At 67.3% G+C, this 17,605-nt stretch carries 21 protein-coding genes and 1 pseudogene; 13 read left to right on the forward strand and 9 right to left on the reverse strand.

Features of this window, described 5'->3' with window-relative positions; genetic code table 11:
- The first annotated feature begins 412 nt into the window (after positions 1-412).
- The 3 genes from FHX72_RS10545 to FHX72_RS10555 all read left to right on the forward strand — a co-directional run bounded on the left by FHX72_RS10545 (position 413) and on the right by FHX72_RS10555 (position 1,909).
- Entirely contained in the window at positions 413-1,135 is a 723-nt protein-coding gene (locus FHX72_RS10545; RefSeq protein WP_183624935.1) for a hypothetical protein, read from the forward strand.
- A gap of 208 nt (positions 1,136-1,343) precedes the next feature.
- On the forward strand, positions 1,344-1,571 hold the full coding sequence (locus FHX72_RS10550) for a hypothetical protein (RefSeq protein WP_183624937.1): 228 nt from the start codon (positions 1,344-1,346) through the stop codon (positions 1,569-1,571).
- A 53-nt stretch (positions 1,572-1,624) separates the two neighbouring features.
- Positions 1,625-1,909, forward strand: coding sequence for a hypothetical protein (locus tag FHX72_RS10555; RefSeq protein WP_183624939.1), 285 nt, complete (start codon positions 1,625-1,627; stop codon positions 1,907-1,909).
- 26 nt (positions 1,910-1,935) lie between these two features.
- On the opposite strand, the gene FHX72_RS10560 is transcribed toward FHX72_RS10555, so the two are convergent.
- Both FHX72_RS10560 and FHX72_RS18995 read right to left on the reverse strand, forming a co-directional pair.
- Positions 1,936-2,208 (reverse strand): DUF1905 domain-containing protein, encoded by a 273-nt coding sequence (locus tag FHX72_RS10560; protein ID WP_183624941.1) that lies wholly within the window; start codon positions 2,206-2,208, stop codon positions 1,936-1,938.
- 223 nt (positions 2,209-2,431) lie between these two features.
- Positions 2,432-2,773, reverse strand: a pseudogene (locus FHX72_RS18995) (hypothetical protein); the annotation flags it as partial.
- On the opposite strand from FHX72_RS18995, the gene FHX72_RS10570 reads away from it, so the two are divergent.
- A complete protein-coding gene (locus FHX72_RS10570) occupies positions 2,696-3,064 on the forward strand; it encodes a hypothetical protein (protein WP_183625459.1) in 369 nt (122 codons plus the stop codon). The pseudogene FHX72_RS18995 and the gene FHX72_RS10570 sit on opposite strands and share 78 nt — an antisense overlap.
- A 342-nt stretch (positions 3,065-3,406) precedes the next feature.
- Here the strand turns inward: FHX72_RS10570 and FHX72_RS10575 are convergent, their stop codons facing one another.
- Positions 3,407-4,483: a helix-turn-helix transcriptional regulator gene (locus tag FHX72_RS10575; protein ID WP_183624943.1), complete on the reverse strand. Its 1,077-nt coding sequence runs from the start codon at positions 4,481-4,483 to the stop codon at positions 3,407-3,409.
- 107 nt (positions 4,484-4,590) lie between these two features.
- Here FHX72_RS10575 and FHX72_RS10580 point away from each other — a divergent pair, with 107 nt between their 5' ends.
- A complete protein-coding gene (locus FHX72_RS10580; RefSeq protein ID WP_183624945.1) occupies positions 4,591-5,052 on the forward strand; it encodes a VOC family protein in 462 nt (153 codons plus the stop codon).
- 29 nt (positions 5,053-5,081) lie between these two features.
- Here the strand turns inward: FHX72_RS10580 and FHX72_RS10585 are convergent, their stop codons facing one another.
- From FHX72_RS10585 to FHX72_RS10595, 3 genes are all read right to left on the reverse strand, one after another.
- Positions 5,082-5,747 carry a hypothetical protein gene (locus FHX72_RS10585; protein ID WP_183624947.1) on the reverse strand — a complete coding sequence of 222 codons (666 nt, stop codon included), beginning with the start codon at positions 5,745-5,747 and terminating at the stop codon, positions 5,082-5,084.
- 170 nt (positions 5,748-5,917) lie between these two features.
- Entirely contained in the window at positions 5,918-6,583 is a 666-nt protein-coding gene (locus FHX72_RS10590) for a VOC family protein (RefSeq protein ID WP_068477128.1), read from the reverse strand.
- Positions 6,584-6,611: 28 nt separating this feature from the next.
- The gene (locus FHX72_RS10595) at positions 6,612-7,070 is read right to left on the reverse strand and encodes an Lrp/AsnC family transcriptional regulator (RefSeq protein ID WP_068477126.1); all 459 of its coding nucleotides are present in this window, start codon (positions 7,068-7,070) and stop codon (positions 6,612-6,614) included.
- A 117-nt stretch (positions 7,071-7,187) separates the two neighbouring features.
- Between FHX72_RS10595 and FHX72_RS10600 the strand changes: the two genes are divergently transcribed.
- Entirely contained in the window at positions 7,188-7,556 is a 369-nt protein-coding gene (locus FHX72_RS10600; RefSeq protein WP_068477124.1) for a nuclear transport factor 2 family protein, read from the forward strand.
- Here the strand turns inward: FHX72_RS10600 and FHX72_RS10605 are convergent.
- Positions 7,553-8,992 (reverse strand): MFS transporter, encoded by a 1,440-nt coding sequence (locus tag FHX72_RS10605; RefSeq protein ID WP_276510501.1) that lies wholly within the window; start codon positions 8,990-8,992, stop codon positions 7,553-7,555. The genes FHX72_RS10600 and FHX72_RS10605 overlap by 4 nt on opposite strands.
- A 142-nt stretch (positions 8,993-9,134) precedes the next feature.
- Here FHX72_RS10605 and FHX72_RS10610 point away from each other — a divergent pair, with 142 nt between their 5' ends.
- Positions 9,135-10,109, forward strand: a complete 975-nt coding sequence (locus tag FHX72_RS10610) for a helix-turn-helix transcriptional regulator (protein WP_183624949.1) — start codon at positions 9,135-9,137, stop codon at positions 10,107-10,109.
- 12 nt (positions 10,110-10,121) lie between these two features.
- On the opposite strand, the gene FHX72_RS10615 is transcribed toward FHX72_RS10610, so the two are convergent.
- Entirely contained in the window at positions 10,122-10,712 is a 591-nt protein-coding gene (locus tag FHX72_RS10615; RefSeq protein WP_183624951.1) for a hypothetical protein, read from the reverse strand.
- 362 nt (positions 10,713-11,074) lie between these two features.
- Here FHX72_RS10615 and FHX72_RS19430 point away from each other — a divergent pair, with 362 nt between their 5' ends.
- On the forward strand, positions 11,075-11,467 hold the full coding sequence (locus FHX72_RS19430; RefSeq protein WP_208596801.1) for a GreA/GreB family elongation factor: 393 nt from the start codon (positions 11,075-11,077) through the stop codon (positions 11,465-11,467).
- Positions 11,468-11,492: 25 nt separating this feature from the next.
- Here FHX72_RS19430 and FHX72_RS10625 read toward each other — a convergent pair whose 3' ends face one another.
- On the reverse strand, positions 11,493-12,380 hold the full coding sequence (locus FHX72_RS10625) for an NAD(P)-dependent oxidoreductase (RefSeq protein ID WP_068493599.1): 888 nt from the start codon (positions 12,378-12,380) through the stop codon (positions 11,493-11,495).
- Positions 12,381-12,491: 111 nt separating this feature from the next.
- Between FHX72_RS10625 and FHX72_RS10630 the strand changes: the two genes are divergently transcribed.
- From FHX72_RS10630 to FHX72_RS10650, 5 genes are all read left to right on the forward strand, one after another.
- On the forward strand, positions 12,492-13,550 hold the full coding sequence (locus FHX72_RS10630) for a D-2-hydroxyacid dehydrogenase (RefSeq protein WP_183624953.1): 1,059 nt from the start codon (positions 12,492-12,494) through the stop codon (positions 13,548-13,550).
- A gap of 67 nt (positions 13,551-13,617) precedes the next feature.
- A complete protein-coding gene (locus FHX72_RS10635) occupies positions 13,618-14,430 on the forward strand; it encodes an IclR family transcriptional regulator (RefSeq protein ID WP_338110109.1) in 813 nt (270 codons plus the stop codon).
- A gap of 142 nt (positions 14,431-14,572) precedes the next feature.
- Positions 14,573-16,024 (forward strand): MFS transporter, encoded by a 1,452-nt coding sequence (locus FHX72_RS10640; RefSeq protein WP_068477112.1) that lies wholly within the window; start codon positions 14,573-14,575, stop codon positions 16,022-16,024.
- Complete coding sequence (locus FHX72_RS10645) at positions 16,021-16,818, forward strand: SDR family oxidoreductase (RefSeq protein ID WP_338110110.1); 798 nt, start codon at positions 16,021-16,023, stop codon at positions 16,816-16,818. Before FHX72_RS10640 ends, FHX72_RS10645 begins: the two co-directional genes overlap by 4 nt.
- Positions 16,818-17,555 (forward strand): fumarylacetoacetate hydrolase family protein, encoded by a 738-nt coding sequence (locus FHX72_RS10650; RefSeq protein ID WP_068493561.1) that lies wholly within the window; start codon positions 16,818-16,820, stop codon positions 17,553-17,555. The genes FHX72_RS10645 and FHX72_RS10650 overlap by 1 nt, the downstream gene beginning before the upstream one ends.
- Positions 17,556-17,605 lie beyond the last annotated feature (50 nt).

A 17,605-nucleotide genomic window follows, 5' to 3' on the forward strand; every position in this document is an offset into this window, starting at 1 on the left:
TTGATGGGTTTCTCTGACTCGCGATGGGGGGATTCCCATCACGACTCGGCGAAACCCATCAGGATGGTCCGCCGGGACGGGCTGCCGCGACCTTCGGTGTCACTTTCAACGCACCTTCGGGCTGTGGATATCTCGGAAGGCAAGCTCTGCATCCCTCTACCCTTGGCCCATGTCTGGGCCTGAGGAGATGCTCTCCGGAGTGGGGAACGAACCCTTCGCGTTCAGGGATGGGCTGCGCGCGGGCCTGACACGGCAGCAACTGAACGGCTGCGAATTCTCCAAACCTCACCGCGGCGTGCGGATGCGTGGGGCAGTGCAGTCTCCGCTCGAGATCGCGCGCGCCTTCGTGCCGAGGGTCAGGGATCGCTGCGTGCTGGGCGGACTGACTGCCGCGAGAATCTGGGGTTTGCCGGTGCCACGCCGATTTGAAGGCGACTCGACCGTGTACCTGCTTGTACCGGCGGGGAGGAACAGGCCGACCGGTCTGGGTGTCACGTCACGAAGCGTCAGGGCGCAGCTGTGGGACGCTCGCGAACTGCGCGGCGCACCGGTCGCGTCGCCCGCGCTGACCTGGGCGACCTGTGCCCGGCACCTCGACGTCAACGAGTTGGTCGTGCTGGGGGATGCGCTGGTCGCTACGTCCACGAACTACGAGGGCATCGTGCGGCCCGAGCAGCCACCGGAGGGAGCTCGGACGGCGCCGCCCCTCGCGACGCTGGAGGAGCTTGAGGAGATCGCGCGAACCTGGGGCAACGGTGTCGGTGGGGCGTCCCTGCGGGCGGCGTTTGCGCGAATCCGCACTGGGGTCGAGTCACCGATGGAGACCTGGACCAGGTTGGTGATCGTCGCCGCCGGGCTTCCGGAACCGGAGGTCGGCGTCGAGGTCTGGGACGGGGCGGAGTTCGTCGGGCGGATCGACCTCGCGTATCGGGCTCAGAGGATCGCCATCGAGTACGAAGGCGATCATCACCGCACCGACAAGCGGCAGTGGCGGAAGGACATCGGGCGCATCAACCGCTTGCAGGAGATCGACTGGTTCGCGATCCGGGCCACCACTGCGCAGCTGTGGCCGACACCGACGCGCTTCGTTGAGCAGGTGCGTTCGGCGTTGCGGAGGGCGGCGGGCAGCGGGTAACAGCCCCTTGAATGCTCCACGGCTGCCTGTTCCGCATAGCCACCGACGCCATGATTCGGACCACCACCGCGGTCCGGGACTTCTCGACGATGTCGCAGCGGTAGCCGGGACGAGCGACTGACGGTCTGGCGCAGGAATCCGTCAGTGAGAGTCGCTACTTCGGAGAATCTCGTCCACGCGGCTGCGATCGATCTCGAGGATCATTGCGATGTCGGCGCGTGCGTACCGCTCACGGCTCATCGCCACGACAGCGGAGGCGACGCGCGCATCTGCCACGAACTTGGCGTCATCCGCCTTGTCGGTGGCGGTCTTCGCTGCTGCGACAGTTGCGGCGACGCGGCCGAGTTCTAATTTTGACAACCTCGCCATGGGCGGCGGCATCGGGATGCTGCTCGGCATCGTGCTCGGCGCCGCCTATCAGGCGAACCGTCAGTAGCGGCGATCGGTCCTCTCACCGTACGGCGCGGGCCTCGTCGCTAGTCTCGGGGCATGACAAATCAGCTCCACGAAGTGGCCGCTCCCGGGCACCCTCGCGTGCGCCTGCACTGGCTGGCCGTTGCCTTCTTCATCGTGTCGCCGTTGCTGATCGTCTTCGGCGGGCTCACCGTGGCGGGCACGACGCTCGCCACCTACGACCTGGCGAAGACATCCACCATGGTGGGCACCGTCATGTTCCTTGTCGGGCTCGCCACGCTCATGGTCGCGTTTGTGCTCGTCGGTGTTCGTTCAGCCGCCCAGCAACAACTTGACGTGCTGCTCGCGCGCCACCGCTGACGCGGTTTTCAGGCGCATGATGGCCGTCATGCGTTCAGTCGCCCGATCACCACGTCGACGCTGTCTCCGACGTCCTTCTTGAGCTTCTTCCGCAGTGCGGCGCTCATCGAGATGAAATGGTCGCCCTGTCCTGTCGGCATGAGTGCTGAGGTCACCACGAAGCCATCGACGGTCGTGTCGGCCTTCACGGACTTGCCGGTCCCGAAGAACTCCTTCGAGCCGGGCACCTCGATGACCGACCAGGTGGGCATCCACTCTGGGTTGACGATTGCACCGGTAAACACGAGCTTGTCAGTCATGCGGCGAGCGTAGCGCGCCCGGATCAGCTCGTGCGGGGTGATGTGATCGCGGCAACAACCTGCGCGACGGCGGCCTCGAGGCCGGCCTTCGCCGCATCCGCGTCCTCCGACTCGCGGATGAACGCCTTCGCGCCTCGGGGCATGCCGCAGTAGTCGAAGACGCCTGCTCGATCTGCGTGCTGAACGACTCCTCATATCCGTGGCGCGCAAACGAGGCCTCCGAGAAGCCGGACACGGGTAGCAGGTGCGCGGTCAGGTGCCCGAGTTTGGGCAGCACGCGCTCGTCGTCGAGCGCGAACGCCCAGCCCGTGATGAAGACGCGGTCGATCCAGCCCTTGAGCAGCGCGAAGTCGTGTGTGGAATCCGGGGAAAACTTCCCTGTGGATAAGCGGGATTCCGCTCCAGGAGTCGCTAGCGTCACAAGCGGTGGATCGATTCGCTTGTCGAAGCGTGCGACACCCCGGCGTGGAAGGAACCCAGCGGAAGCATGTCTCATGAGTCGCTCACGCCCGAACGCATCGATGACACGACCGAGATCCTCGTCACGAACGCTCTTATCAAGCATGCCGATGACGCAGTGGCGCGCGCTCGGTCGCTGAACTTGATCAAATCCTTGCGTAAGACGTCCTGGCAGGAGCGTCGCAGCACGGTCGACGTCGGGCGGGCCAATTCGCAGCTTGCCATCGCCGCGGCTCACGAGACGTTGCGCGCAGAGGGCGCGTCGCTTATCGCAGATGCGACGGATGCCGGTCCGCGCAGCTTCAGCGCCGTCGGCGTCAAGAACTATGGGACTCAGCTCATTGCGGTCGACGCGATCGCTGCCTCGCTCGGCTGGACGCGCGCCGCCGAATCATGAGAATGGCACGGACTTCACAACGCCATGGAGCGGCGGCTACCCCGCCATCGCGACCCTGACTGAGGGCGGATCTGGGTGAAGTCCCTCGCGCAGGCTGCCTCCATCGTCATGATCATCCTCTCGCCTGAGTACGCGACGATCGAACGCGAAGAGGAACTCGCCCGGGCCAGCATGCGCTGAGTTCGTTCGGGCCGCGCACCCTGAGGATCGACCGGGGCTCAGCAGCAGCAACCGTTCTGGAACCTCGAGAACGGTGGGATGCTCCGCCTCGAGGACATCGAGTTCACGGTGCTCCTCGCCGTCCTACACCCGCCGTACGCCGACGTCGTCCGGTTCAAAACCTCACGGGGTATCACCTAAATCGGCGATGCCGAGTGAGCTCGGTCTGGCGCAGCCATCGCTCTCGTCCCTGAGCCTCTTCCGCAGAGCTGTCCCGTTCGCGGGCGCGAAGCGGGTGGCGAGGGCAGCGGATGCCACGGCCAGCTCTGGCGGGCCGAGCACCTCGAAGTCGGCGTCGAACCTGGCGATGGACGCAAGCACGCCGGTCCACGACCAAGAGCCCAAGTGCACTCTGCAGGTCGTAGCGTCGACTTCCATGACAGTCGCGTCTGGTAGCCAGTTCGCCGCCTCGGGCGCGGGCACCCGAAGCAGAACGTCCCCTGCGCAGGGCCACTGGTTGGCGTCGCTCGTGCCCTTGAACCTGGCTTCGAGGAACGTGCCAGCGTCCCCGGTTGGGATGGTCCGCTCGTCGAAGCTCGCCCCGAGCGGAGACCGGGGCGTCAGGCGGTCGAGGCGGTAGACGCGCCACTCGGAGCGGTCGAGGTTCCACGCCACGAGATACCAGCGCCCGCCCCGCGCGATGACCGCGTGCGGTTCGACCCGGCGGGGGGCGGCCGGTGTCGATTCCGCGGCCGCGGCCGGGGCGGTCTCTGGGCTTGGCGTGTAGTCGAACCTGAGGACGTGGCGCTCGCGGGCGGCTTGGCTCACGATCTCGAGCACCGAGGGGGCGACGCGGGCGGCGGGGCTCGCATCCGCTGGACCGGTGAACCGGATGCCGTCAACGCGGTGCCGCAGCCGCGACGGCATGACCTGCCGGACGGTCTCGAGGGCCCGGGCGGCGGCTTCGTCGATGTCGACGCCCAAAGCCGGCGCGCCCCGGAGTGCCACGGCGATCGCGACGGCCTGCTCGTCGTCGAACCGCAGTGGCGGTAGCTCTGAGCCGGCGGCGAGGCGGTAGCCGCCGGCCGGCCCCTTCCACGCCTCGATCCGGTACTCGAGTTCGCGGAGCCGGTCGATGTCGCGGCGCACGGTGCGGGGAGTGACGCCAAGGCGCTCGGCCAGCTCCTGCCCCGACCAACCGCGCCGGGTCTGCAGCAGCGACAGCAGGGTGAGGATGCGCGAGGACGTTGCCGAAGTCATGCGATCAGTCTCGCTCAAGTAGAGGACCGAAGGAGTCCTCTACTGCTGGGAGGCTCGCGTCGCGGCACGGGGCCGCGGTCAGCACCCCAACCAGAAAGCGGAAGATCATGAGCATCACCACAACAACCCACCTCAACTTCGCCGGCACAGCGCGGGAGGCGCTCGAGTTCTACGCCGAGGTCTTCGGCGGTGAGGTCTCCATCGCCACCTACGCGCAGTTCGGGATACCCGCCGAGCTGCCTGGCGCATCCAACGTCGTGTTCGGGCGAGTGGATGCCCCGAACGGCTTCCGTGTGCTCGCGTACGACACCCCGGGCCAGCCGGCCGCGGGGCTCGCGGGCCCCGCGGGGGAGACCAAGCGCGAGCAGGGCACGACGGTCACGACCCAGCCGTTCTTCCTCGCGGTGAGTGGCGAGACGCTCGACGAGGTCAGCGGCTACTGGGACTCGCTCTCGGCCGGGGCCACCATCATCGAGTCGCTCGCCGCATCCGCGTGGTCGGCAGGCTTCGGGATGCTGCGCGACCGCTTCGGGGTCACTTGGGTGCTCGACGTGGCAGTCTCGGTCTGAGCGTCAGCGCTGGTTCCAGCGCTTGGTACTCACGGTGACATGTCGCCGTGAGTGACGACGCGGCAGAGCTCGATCCGGCCGTCTTGGAGGTGCCAGGCGTGTAGGCGCCTGGCACCGGCCGCCTTGAAGCCGACCGAGTAGCGGAAGCACCTCGCATCGTCCTCGGCGCGGACGACTTCGGGGGCGCGTGCCCCGGTGCCGCTGCGCAGGGGGTGCGCCTCCCGGGAATGGAGGTGCCGTCCGCGCCGGGTGACGACGTCGACGGCGGCCCGCCACACCTTCGCCTGCAACTGGGGCGCGAGGGGCCTGACCGAATCCGCGAACGCCGCACCGACGAGGTACTCGCCGAGCGGATGCGCGGCCCGGTCGATCGCAGAGTAGTTCTGGAGCCAGCCGAGGTGCACGTGGTGGCGTACCCACTCTTCGGCGTCGGCGAAGTCGATGCTCGGTGTTGCCTCGTCACGCGTTTTCTGGAGTCCGCGGAGCTTCTTCTGCGTCCCGCGAAGCCGGGTTTCCGAGTCCTGCAGCTTGTCGGCGAGGTCGGCATTCTCACGCCGGAGCGCGCGGAGCTCTGAGAGCAACTGCGCATCAGTCTTGGCGTGCGGAAGCCTCCGCGGTTCCGTCTGTTCGCTCGTCTCGACCAGGCGAAGCGTGCCCATCGACATCAGTGCGGTGGGTTTCGGTAGCGCGGACATCTGGACTCCTCACATCGCTGGTACGGGGCACGGTCGGGCCAACGTATGCGGAGGTCGTCGAATGCGAAACGGTGGGTGTCTCCGGGTGTCTCGCAGCTCAACTTTTCGTCGCTCGGCGTCAGCTTGACGAACGACTCTCAGCTTGACGCGCTTCAGTTGCGGGTCGCGCGCTACTCGGGCTTCCAGGGGCTGTCGTCGCGCCACGGTGCGAGGTCGACCTCGTTGCCTTCAGGGTCGGTGAGCGTCCAGTACTCGGGGGCGCTGTCATCGCTGACGACGTGGCCGCCAGCGGCGAGGGCGGCCTCAAGGCGCGCATCAATCTGGTCGCGGGGTACGTAGACGTCGATGTGCATCGTGTTCCGTTCCGCGCGGAGTGCGTCGATCTGCTGGAGCCACATGTTCGGCCCGACGGCGATGGGGTCGGCAAGGTCTTCTCCGCCGCGGCGCTCGTAGGCGAGGACCGCCTCCCAGAAGGGGATCACGGCGTTGAGGTCGACGACGTCGATCGCGAGCTGGATGCTCTGCACCGTGCTCGGGGTCGGCTCGATGCCCAGCCCGCGTGCGATCTTGGAGATTCTCGATGCCATGGCGATGTCTCGCTCGCTGACGTCCCCGACGTCGTGGCTGATGAGGCGCACCATCACGGAGCCGTAGCGCAGGTCTACGTCTGGGTGGTGGTTGGCTTCATCGGCGGCCCGCGCGATCTCGGCCACGAACTTGGCGCCCTTCGTGAAGTCGCCTGTGGCGAAGTTCGCGCGGGCACCGTCGCCGACGACGCGCCAGTCGCCGGTGCCGTCGGCCTGGCGGAATTGCTTGGGGGAGACTCGATCGCTCATGACGGCGATTGTCGCCGAAGCAGGTGAGTTACGCCGGTGAGACGTGGCGAGCCGGGAGGTGGCTCGAGTAGACGACGCTCGTCGTGATGCCGCCGAGCCCGGCGATGCGCCCCGTGATTCGCTCGAGGTCCCGCATCGACCGAGCGAGGACTTTGATGATGAAGCAGTCCGCGCCGGTCACGTGGTGCGCTTCGATGATCTCCGGCGTCGCCGCCACGAGGTCGTCGAATGGCGTGTAGTTGCCGGAGGGGTAGGCGAGCCGGACGAACGCCATGACGTTGTACCCGAGGGCTTCTGGGTCGACGGTGATCGAACAGCCGGTGACGACTCCGGTCTCGGTGAGGCGGCGCACCCGTTCCGCAGTCGCGCTCGGCGAGAGCGACACGGCTCGAGCGACCTCGGTGATGCTGGCCCGGCCGTCGGCCTGCAGGTGCGCGAGGATCGCATGATCGGTGCCGTCCAGCTTGGGCCGTTGATCGTTTGGCATGAGCTCAAAACTACCGTGGAATTCGTTTCCGAATGGGGTCGATGCCGTTGTGTGGGCCTTTCGGAGTTGCCTGCTCGGCGCTTGGATTGTAGGGACCACTAACGCGAAGGAACCCGCATGTCACTTCATTCAGTCCCGTCAGCCGCGGCAGCCATCGAGCTCTACTTCGAGGCGCTGCATGAGTGCGACGTCACGAAGCTCGACAGGGTCTTCCACGAGACTTCGAGCCTCTACGACGTCACCGACGGAGTGTTCACGGCGATGCCGTTCGCCGAGTGGCGTGAGATCGTCGCGAATCGACCCTCGCCGCACTCCGTGGGGCAGCCGCGCCAGGATGAGCTCATCTCACTCGACTTCCTCTCGCCCGACCTCGCCGTGGCGAAAGTGCGCTTGCGCATCCTCGACGAGGTCTTCGAGGATCACCTCTCGATCGCGCGCATCGACGGGGCCTTCCGAGTCGTGGCGAAGACCTGGCGCGACGCCTAGCTTCGACGCTCGGCTTCTGGCTCCTTGACCTCCGGGGTGGCTGCGCCGGCCTCCGACTCTGCCGCGTCAGAGTTCGGCGGCGGGGTCTCCGCGTACGACTTCGACAGGAGCCTGTACTGCGGGGACGCGAACGCGACGATGACCAGCCCGAGCAGCAGGATGCTCGCGATCAGGAACACGAGGGCGATGCCTCGGGCGTCGCCGTCGCCGAGCAGCCACCCCAGCGAATCCTGGCCTTCGCGCGTCTCCATGTAGGGAATGAGCCAGAACTCGGCGATCGGGCCGATCATGAACGCGCTGATCGGGGTGGACGCCGACTCGACCGTTGCCGCGAAGCCGAACACGCGCCCCTGCTTCTCGAACGGCACTACGCGTTGGATGACGGTCTGCTCCGCCGCCTCGGCAATGGGCATGATCGCCATGAAGATGAACATGCCCACGATGAACAGCCAGCCGTACTCGCGGATCGTGAACGTCGCTCCGAGGAGAGCCACGCCGGTGTTCACGAGCAGCAGGGTGCGCACGGGGTTCTTCCCGAGCCCGAACTTTGCGACCAGGCCACCGCCCACGATGAAGCCGATGCTCGTGACTCCGAGCCAGACGCCCCACATCTCCACCGAGAAGAGCGTCAGTCCGTACGGGTCCATGAGTGCCATGAAGACGCCGCCGACGAGGTTGTTGAGCGTCGTGAAGAGGATAAGCGCCAGCAGACCAGGCACGAGCAGAACAGCGGGGATCGCGCCGCGGAAGTTGACCTTGGCCGCGCCGCCCTCTGGGTTGTGCGCGATGCCGCGCTCCGGGATGGAGACGAACAGCAGGTGCGCAAATGCCACGGCCGTCGCCACGATTGCGATGAACACGGTCGGGCCCATGCCGAGGAGGCCGACCGAGAGCCCGGAGAAGACGCTGGTCACCATGAACGCGATGCCCTGCACCGTGCCGACGAGGCCATTCGCCTTGTCTCGGCGGTCGGCCGGCACGAGCAGCGTGACGGTCGTCGAGAGCGCGATGTTGCGGAGGTTCTCGACCACACCGCCGACGAGGATGACACCCGCGAAGAGCCAGAACCAGATGCCGTTCCAATCGATGAGCGACTCCTCCGGGAAGCTCAGGTAGAGCACGCCGGCGAGCAGGTAGGTGATGAGGGTGACCGCGCTCGAGATGAGCATGACGGCCTTCTTCTTCATGTGGTCGACGATCGCGCCGAAGATCATGCCGAAGATTGCGACGAGCAGCATGTAGCTGCCGCCGATGATCGCGGTGGCGAGCACTGAGCCGGTCTCGAGATACGCCCAGAATGTGAGCGCGAACCAGAGGTAACTCGTCGTGACGTTGGCGATGAGCGTGTTGACGAGCACCTGGTAGAAACTGCGCAGTGTTGCCAGCGTTGGGACGTCCTGGTGGGGGAGGGCGGGCGGAGTCGGCTTGTCAGTCATGCGTGTTCCTGGTCTCGTGAATCGGTGATCTCATCATTCACCTGACCTCCGACATTCGAAAGCCATTCGGGTGATGGTTGCAAGAATGAGGTTGCCAGTCATTACGGCCAGATACTGGCCACAATTTCCCTACGATGGATGCATGTCCACCGGTTCCCGCATGCTGCAGCTCCTCACGCTCCTCCAGAACCACCGGTTCTGGGCTGGCGACGAGCTCGCGTCGAAGCTCGACGTGAGCCCACGCACCCTGCGCCGAGACGTGGAGCAGCTCCGCGAGCTTGGCTACCCGGTGGAGGCCACGCGTGGGGTCGGCGGCGGCTATCGGCTGAGCGCGGGAGGCTCGCTGCCGCCGCTCATGGTCAGCGACGAGGAGGCTCTCGCGATCGTGCTCGGCCTGAGGGCCGTGACGGCCAGCGGTGTCCAGGGGGTGCAGGATGCGGCGGTTGGCGCGCTCGCGAAGATCGTCCCGGTGCTGCCCATGCACGTGCGGAAACTGGCCGCCGGTATCGGTGCGATGGTCTCCGCCGGGCAGGCGCGCGAGGGTGCCCCGCAGGTCGAGGTCGCCGTCCTCGCGAGCGTTGCGACGGCCTGCCGCGACCACACGATGCTGGCGTTCGACTACGAGAAGCGAGGCGGATCCCTCTCGAGTCGCCTGGTCGAGCCGCACGCGCTTGTCCCGGTCGCCAGGCGCTGGTACCTCGTCGCGTTCGACGGTGGAGCGGGTGACTGGCGCACGTTCCGCATCGACCGGATGCGCGGTGTCGAGTCCCGGCCGAAGAGCTTCGGCACGCGGCCGATCCCTGGCGGGACCGCCGAGGCCTTTGTGCAGTCGAGTATCCGCAACCTGCCTGCCCGCTACGAGGCAGTTGTGCGAGTCGAGGTGCCCGCCGACCAGATCCGCGCCGAGGTTGGCCAGTGGGGCGAGGTGCGCGAGCGCGAGGGCGGCTGGAGCGAAGTGCGAATGCGCACCGACGACCTCGACTACGTGGTCTACCTTCTCGCGAGGCTCGACGCCTCGTGCGAGGTCGTCGGCCCGCTCGAGCTCGTCGACGCGCTGCGGAGCTGGGGGCAGCGCCTGTCGCGCGTGGGCCTCAGCGATGAGGCCGGTCGCCCCTAAGGTGAGCGGGCGTCACACGTATTGGTTCATGGCCGCGAACTCGATCGAAACGGTCTTGATATCGCTCCAGCTGAGGGCGCAGGCCGAATCGGTAGCCTGCGGCTGGGCGGCGCGGTCGAGGATGCGCCGGGCGAGCAGGTCCGGGTCGTCGCAGTCGGTGAGGAGCAGGAAGGTGGCAACAAGGTAGTCGCCGTGCTCCCTCGCAACCTGCTCGTGGAGTCGTGTGGCGGCCCGCTCGCAGGCGGCAAGCGCGACCCGTGCATCGAGAACCGGGTGCGCGAGCACCACGATGGCGTGGTGCAGCGTCGGCAGCTTCGCGGAGAGGGCGACGCACTCGTTCGTGACCTCGCGCAGGAGAATGGAAAGGCCTCGGCGACTTGTTATTCGGGAAGCTTCTCTGCCGATAACGAGAGAAACAGGGTTCGCCCCAGCCGCCTCGAATTGCGGAGGCGCATTGACTTCCGTGCGGAATCGCCTTTGTAGCAGGGTGAAGCACGACAAAGCGTCGCCCCGGATAATGAGTCGGGGCGCAATTTGCCCATTTGCTGGTCGTGCGTGACGAGCGCCCGGCGCCGTTTCGGCGCCGGGCTTCGACGAAAACATTGGTTGACACCTCGTTCAGAACTGCCAGGGATCCGCGTGCGCGCTCCCGTCCATGCAGGCCGCGCCGGGCGGCCGCCTGTTCTAGCTCTTGCGCTTGAACACGTCCTCGGCTTGGGCCTTGTCACGCTTGAGCGCGCGGCGCTCCTTCAGGCTGAGCTGGGGCGCCTTCTTGGCGCTTTCCTTCGATTTCCGGTCTGCCATTTTCTTGCTCGCTTCCCTTTTTTCAGCTGGCGGGTATCCGGATGACCATAGTCCATTTCGAGAAGTTTCTCGCCTCCCTGCGGAAAAGGCTTTTCTTCGACTTTCGAGCTATGGTGAGTGTTTACCCTTTGTCGCTTCGCGACACGGACGAGGAGGCCAACGTGGAAACGGTCTGGATGACGCCGACGGCCCTGCGCGCTCTGCAGGACGAGCTCGAGGCGCTGGTGCGTAGCGGAGCCGACGCGACGTCGCGCGGTAGGGAGATCCGCAAGCTCGTCGAGCACGCCGAGGTCGCGGCGAAGCCCGACGACGGGCTCGTCGAGGCAGGCATGCAGGTCACCGTGCGCTTCGAGGACGTGGGGCGAGAGGCGACGTTCCTGCTCGGAAGCCGCGCGCTGGCTGGCTTGGATCCGAATGTCGCTGTCGACGTGTACTCGCTGGAGTCGCCGCTCGGCGAGGCCATCTTGGGCAGTCGAGTGGGCAGTACGGTGACGTTCACCCCACCTGCCGGTCAGCAGCGCGTCAGCATCCTGGCGGCGGTGCCGTTCTCCTGAAGCGGGGTTGTCGTCGCACGGCCGCTCAGCGCTCGGCGACGAACCGCCTCGTGACGGCGATGTCCCGCTCGCCGAGGCCAGCATCCACGAGCTCGTCGAAGGCGGCCCGAAGGGTGGGCAGGAGCACCGGATGCGTGCCGGTCGCGTCTGCGACGTCGGCCGCGAAGGTCAGGTCCTTCACCATGTACTTCGCGACGCCAGAAGGGGAGTCGTCGCCCGTGACGAGCTTCTCGCGTCTGCTCTCGAGCAGGTTCGAACCCGCGTAGCCGCCCCCGAGCAGATCCCACAACACGGCAAGGTCGATGCCGCTGCGCTCGGCGAGCACGCTCGCCTCGCCGAGGGCCAGGATCGTCGACGAAACGATCATCTGATTGCAGGCCTTCGCGACCTCGCCGGCGCCGAGTGGGCCGAGGTGCACGGGGCGACCGCACGGGCTCAGGATGCTCGTGGCCGTCGCGACGTCGTCGGCTGGCCCGCCAAGCATGATGGACAGCGTTCCCGCCCTCGCGCCGTCCTCGCCGCCGGAGACGGGTGAGTCGATGACTCCCACGCGCCCGTCGGTCTCTGTGGCCAGGCGCTCGGCGAGCTCGCGGAGGCCAGTTGGGGAGACCGTGGAGCTGACCATGATGAGCAGCTCGTCTGCACCCGCGAGGAGGCCGTCCTCCCCGGCGAGCACGGATTCAAGTTCAGGAAGGTCGGGAAGCACGACGAGGACCGCGTCACTCGCTGCGGCCAGTTCGCGGGGTGACTCGTGCCACGTGGCGCCCGCCGCGACGAGCTCGGCCGCTCGCTCGGGGCGACGGCCCGTGAGGTGGAGGCTGCCGTGGGCAGCAAGCAGGTGGCCGGCCATGGGCAGGCCCATGGCTCCGAGGCCAAGAACGCCGACGCGAGGGGTGTGAGCAGCAGTGGTCATGAGCACACCCTAGCTTGATGGACATTGTGTAGGACAGTGTTCACAGTGTTGAATCACCGTAGACTCAAGCTCGAGAAGCTTCACCTGTCGCCACGAATCGAAGAGGATCCCATGACTGACAGTCCCCAGAAACTGCGCGCGGTCGTCGCTGTCGACCTGAGCGAAGAGCTCTGCCAGCTCGTCGAGCGCCTCGAGCCGCGACTCGAGGTCGTGCGTGACCACACCTTCTACCGCCCCATGCGCGGCCCCGCCGACTGGTCAGGCGACCCGAGTGTCACCCGAACCTCAGCGCAGCAGGCCGCATTTGATGAACTGGTCGACTCGGCCGACGTGCTCTTCGGGCTCCCGGACGTCGACCCAGCCTCGCTCGCGCGCACCGTCGCGGCGAACCCGCGCCTCCGCTGGGTGCACGCGACGGCGGCGGGCGGCGGCGGGCAGGTCAAGGCTGCCGGCCTCGATCAGGAGGCGCTCGAACGCATCGTCTTCACGACAAGTGCCGGAGTCCACGGCGGAACGCTCGCGGAGTTCGCGCTCTTCGGCGTGCTCGCAGGCGCGAAGGACCTCCCGCGGCTCCAGCAGCAGCAGTCCGCGAAGCAGTGGACGGACCGTTGGGAGATGCGCCAGCTCGATGAGATGACCGTGCTCATCGTGGGCCTCGGCGGTATCGGCAAGGCAGCCGCCCTCAAGTTCTCGGCCCTCGGCGCGACGGTGCTCGGCACGACTCGAAGCGGGGAGGCTGTCGAGGGCGTCGACAGGCTCGTGCCCATCGACCAGCTCGCATCGGCCGTGTCTGAGGCGGACGCGATCGTCGTCACCCTGCCGGGTACCGCCGCCACGACAGGGCTCCTCAGCGAGGAGGTCTTCGCGAACGTGAAGCCGGGCCTCATCGTCTCCAACGTCGGCCGAGGTACCGTCATCGACGAATCCGCACTCCTCGGCGCGCTCGACGACGGCCGCGTCGGCTTCGCGGCGCTCGACGTCTTCGAGGTCGAGCCACTCCCATCCGAGAGCCCGCTCTGGTCGCACCCGAACGTGCTGGTCAGCCCGCACACGGCGGCGCTCTCGAGCGCCGAGGAGTCCCGCATTGCAAAGCTCTTCGCCGAGAACGCGCGTCGACTGCTCGATGGTGAGCCGCTCAAGAACGTTGTCGATATCGTCGAGTTCTACTGATTCCCCACCTGTGGGCCCGCTGCATCGGCGGCGGGCAGGCGGGCGCGACGAAGCGAGGAGCGGCACCGTGCCAGACGAACCGGATGCATCAACGAAGTCAGACGGGCAAGACGCGCCCGAGCGCGATCTCGCGCCCGCCGTCACGCGCTCGCTGCGCATCCTGACCCTGCTTGCCGAGGCTGACGGTGCGCCCATGACGCTGAGCGATATCGCACGTGCGCTCGGCATCGCGAAGTCGTCGACCGCCAACCTCGTGGCTGTGCTCGAGGACGGGCGGATGCTGCAGCGTGTGCCCCAGGGGTACCAGCTCGGCAGGCGCACGGCCGAGCTTGGTGGCGCGTTTGCGCAGCAGTTCAACCAGATCAGGGAGTTCTTCGGCGTGTGCGACGCGTCGCCCGTGCTCCGGAGCGAGCTGGTGCAGGTGGTCATGCTCGACGGTCCGGATACGGTCTACCTCGCGCGTCATGAGGGGCGTCGGCGGTACCAGCTCGGCACACCGCTCGGGTCGCGGCTGCCGGCTGCGCTCACGGCGTCGGGGCGTGCGCTGCTCATGCTTTTCGACGACGAGGAGGTTGTGGAGCTCGTCGGTGACTCCGCGCCCTTCCCGAAGCTCACCGCCGAGAGCATCGGGACGATGCAGGAGCTGCTCGACTGTCTCGCGGTCGCTCGAGAGCGCGGCTACTCGATCGACGCGAACGGCTCGGTCGGCGGCGTGACGGGCGTCGCAGTGCCGCTCGCCTCGTGGTCGCCGAGCGACCCACCGTTTGCGCTCGGGGCAGCGCTGCCGACAGAGCTCGCTGACGCGGAGCACGTCGCGCGCGTCGGGGAGGCGCTCATCGAGGCGGCCCGGGAGCTCACTAACCCGCTCGCGGGCCGATAGTTCGGACGCGCGGAGACATCTGTCGCGTTCAAAGTGTTGAACGTCGTCCAACGGAGTGTTAGCTTGCGATGAGCAAGCATGCACCGCGAGTCGCTCGGGAACACCGACGCTGTGGCGCACCGCACATCAAAGGAGATGTTTCGTGACTGAGAACACCAGGCCTCCAGTGCCGTCGGACGACCCGGAGTACGCAGACAACCTGCGCCGCGCGACGTTGGCCTCGAGCATCGGATCCGCGCTCGAGTACTTCGATTTCGCGCTCTACGGCCTCATGACCGCACTCGTCTTCAACAAGCTCTTCTTCGACCAGAGCGACCCCGCGGTCGCCGTCATCGGCGCGTTCGCGATCTACGGCGTCGGCTTCGTCGCCCGCCCGTTCGGCGGGCTCTTCTTCGGCACGATGGGCGACCGCCTCGGTCGCAAGGGTGTGCTGGTCATCACGATCGTGCTCATGGGCGGCGCATCCACCGCCATCGGCCTCCTCCCGACGTACGAGACCATCGGGCTGTGGGCTCCCGCGCTGCTCGTGCTCCTCCGCCTCGCACAGGGCTTCGGCGCCGGCGCAGAGCAGGCGGGTGCCACGGTCCTCATGGCCGAGTATGCGCCCGTCAAGCGTCGCGGCTTCTTCTCCGCGCTGCCGTTCGTGGGCATCCAGGCCGGCACGCTCCTCGCGGCCGTCGTCTTCAGCCTGCTGACGCTCATGCCAGACGAGGCGTTCCTGTCCTGGGGCTGGCGCATCCCGTTCCTCGGGTCGTTTGCGCTCATCCTCGTCGCGCTGTTCATACGCATGCGCCTCCGCGAGACGCCGACGTTCGTCGAGCTCGAGAAGAGCGACCAGGTCGCAGACCACCCGATCCGCGAGATCTTCACGCGCGGCATGCCAGGCGTCATCACGGGCGTCGGCCTGCGCATGGCCGAGAACGGCGGCTCGTACATCTTCCAGAACGTGTCGCTCGCGTTCGTCGCAGGCACGTTCATCGCGAACCCCGTCGACCGCGGCATCGCGACCTGGGGTGTCACGATCGGCTCGCTCATCGGCATCTTCTCGGTGCCACTCACGGGGCACCTCTCCGACAAGCTCGGCCGCCGCGCCGTCTACCGCTTCGGCGCCGTCTTCATGCTGCTCTTCGCGTTCCCCGCCTGGTGGATGCTGTCGCTCGGCAACGGGCCGCTCACGATCGCGGTCATCGCGGTTGGCATCGGCGTCGCCGTCAACTCGATGCTCGGACCGCAGTGCGCCATGCTCCCCGAGCTGTTCGGCAATAAGCACCGCTACCTCGGCGTCGCGATGGCCCGAGAGATCTCCGCCGTGCTCGCCGGTGGACTCGCCGGAGTCGTCGGCACCTGGCTGCTCACGCTCACGGGCGGCAACTGGGTCGTCATGGGGCTCTACCTCGCGACACTCGCCGCCATCACCACTGCAGCGACGTTCCTCGTTCCAGAGACGAAGGGGCGCGACCTGCTCCGCAAGGAGGACGCCATCCGCGTCTCCACCGACGAAGAGGACACCGGCTTGATCGACCTGCAGGACATCTACGAGGCCGCGCCGAGCGCCGGCGCTGCATCCGCTGCCACCGTGGGGGCCAAGTCGTGAGCTTCCCCGGCGGGTTGAAGGCCTTCGACCTCACGGGCAGGACCGCCCTCGTCACGGGTTCGAGCCAGGGCATCGGCCGGGCCCTCGCCGGCGGCCTCGCCGCAGCAGGCGCAAGGGTGGTCGTGCACGGCCGCGACCGCGCCAAGGCTGAGCGCGCCGCCGCATCCATCTCCGACGCCCTCGGTCTTGCAGGAACCCCGGCCGAGCCGATCGTCTCGACCTTCGACGTCACGGATGCGTCCGCGGTGGATGCCGGCATCGGCGAACTCGAGGCGAGCATCGGCACGGTCGACATCCTCGTCAACAACGCGGGTATCCAGCGCCGTGCCCCCATCGCCGAGTTCACTGACTCCGACTGGCACGAGCTGCTGGCCACGAACCTCACGAGCGCGTTCCTCCTTTCGCGCCGTGTGGCCCGCGGTATGCAAGCTCGCGGCACCGGCAAGATCGTGAACATCGGGAGCGTGCAGTCGCAGATCGCCCGCCCCTCGATCGCGCCGTACAGCGCGACGAAGGGTGCCATCGTGATGCTCACGAAGGGCCTCTGCGCCGACCTCGCCCCGTCGGGCATCACGGTCAACGCGCTTGCCCCCGGCTACTTCGCGACCGAGCTCACGAGAGCACTGGTCGACGACGTCGAGTTCTCTGCCTGGGTCGCGCAGCGAACGCCAGCGGGACGCTGGGGCCACGTGGATGAGCTTGTCGGTACGCTCGTGTTCCTCTCCAGTGACGCTTCGGCGTTCGTGAACGGCCAGACGATCTATGTCGATGGCGGAATGACGGCGGTTGTGTGATGCGAATCTCCAGGATCCAGACCAGTGACGGCACCGTCACGCACGCGTTCGCCGACGGCGACTCGTGGGTGCCGTGCAGCGACCCGTACGAGGCGTTCGCGCGTGGCGTCGAGCCGACGCGGCAGGGGGAGGCCGTCGCCGATGCGACGCTGCTCGCCCCGAGCGAGCCGCGCATCGTCGTGGGCATCGCGCAGAACGGGCCAGAGCATCCCTCACCCATTCAGGCGTGGCTGAAGAGCCCGCGCACAGTCGTGCCGAGCGGGACCCCCGTCGAGCTGCGCCGGAACGTCGGCAACGTGGTCGTCGAGGGTGAGGTGTGCGTCGTCATTGGTCGAGACGCGGTCGACGTGTCCGTCGAGGACGCGCACACCGTCATCCTGGGCCTCACCGCCGTGAACGACATCTCCAACCCTGACCGTGCCAGCGTCGACCCCCGCAACTTCGAGGGCAAGGGCGGCGTGGGGTACACGCCGCTCGGCCCGTGGATCGAGACGGGCGCCGACCTCGCCAACGCCGAGCTCGAAGTCCGCATCAACGGCGAATGCAGGGTGCTGACCGGAAGCCACGAGCTCCCGGCCGGTGTTGCCGAGTGCGTGGCCTACGTCACGAGCTGGGTGCCGCTCGGCCCCGGCGACATCATCATGACGGGCGCCCCGAAGTCGGCGTTCGCCGCCAACCCGGGCGACCTCATCGAGATCACCGTCGCCGGTGTGCCGCTGGTCACGCCGTGCGTGTGAGCGTCGTGCGTGTGGACATCGTGCGTGTGAAGCAGGACCGACAGGACCGA

The organism is Pseudoclavibacter helvolus (assembly GCF_014191305.1).
GTDB classification, from domain to species: domain Bacteria; phylum Actinomycetota; class Actinomycetes; order Actinomycetales; family Microbacteriaceae; genus Pseudoclavibacter; species Pseudoclavibacter helvolus.

Excerpts from the sequence above, each read along its gene's own strand:
- FHX72_RS10585 (WP_183624947.1), bottom strand. The coding sequence starts at position 5,747 with ATGTCCGCGCTACCGAAACCCACCGCACTGATGTCGATGGGCACGCTT.
- FHX72_RS10625 (WP_068493599.1), bottom strand. The coding sequence starts at position 12,380 with ATGACCACTGCTGCTCACACCCCTCGCGTCGGCGTTCTTGGCCTCGGA.
- FHX72_RS10595 (WP_068477126.1), bottom strand. The coding sequence starts at position 7,070 with ATGCCAAACGATCAACGGCCCAAGCTGGACGGCACCGATCATGCGATC.
- FHX72_RS10555 (WP_183624939.1), top strand. The coding sequence starts at position 1,625 with ATGACAAATCAGCTCCACGAAGTGGCCGCTCCCGGGCACCCTCGCGTG.
- FHX72_RS10590 (WP_068477128.1), bottom strand. The coding sequence starts at position 6,583 with ATGAGCGATCGAGTCTCCCCCAAGCAATTCCGCCAGGCCGACGGCACC.
- FHX72_RS10575 (WP_183624943.1), bottom strand. The coding sequence starts at position 4,483 with ATGACTTCGGCAACGTCCTCGCGCATCCTCACCCTGCTGTCGCTGCTG.
- FHX72_RS10560 (WP_183624941.1), bottom strand. The coding sequence starts at position 2,208 with ATGACTGACAAGCTCGTGTTTACCGGTGCAATCGTCAACCCAGAGTGG.
- FHX72_RS10580 (WP_183624945.1), top strand. The coding sequence starts at position 4,591 with ATGAGCATCACCACAACAACCCACCTCAACTTCGCCGGCACAGCGCGG.
- FHX72_RS10610 (WP_183624949.1), top strand. The coding sequence starts at position 9,135 with ATGTCCACCGGTTCCCGCATGCTGCAGCTCCTCACGCTCCTCCAGAAC.
- FHX72_RS10605 (WP_276510501.1), bottom strand. The coding sequence starts at position 8,992 with ATGACTGACAAGCCGACTCCGCCCGCCCTCCCCCACCAGGACGTCCCA.
- FHX72_RS10650 (WP_068493561.1), top strand. The coding sequence starts at position 16,818 with ATGCGAATCTCCAGGATCCAGACCAGTGACGGCACCGTCACGCACGCG.
- FHX72_RS10570 (WP_183625459.1), top strand. The coding sequence starts at position 2,696 with ATGTCTCATGAGTCGCTCACGCCCGAACGCATCGATGACACGACCGAG.
- FHX72_RS10630 (WP_183624953.1), top strand. The coding sequence starts at position 12,492 with ATGACTGACAGTCCCCAGAAACTGCGCGCGGTCGTCGCTGTCGACCTG.
- FHX72_RS10615 (WP_183624951.1), bottom strand. The coding sequence starts at position 10,712 with ATGTTTTCGTCGAAGCCCGGCGCCGAAACGGCGCCGGGCGCTCGTCAC.
- FHX72_RS10550 (WP_183624937.1), top strand. The coding sequence starts at position 1,344 with ATGTCGGCGCGTGCGTACCGCTCACGGCTCATCGCCACGACAGCGGAG.
- FHX72_RS10600 (WP_068477124.1), top strand. The coding sequence starts at position 7,188 with ATGTCACTTCATTCAGTCCCGTCAGCCGCGGCAGCCATCGAGCTCTAC.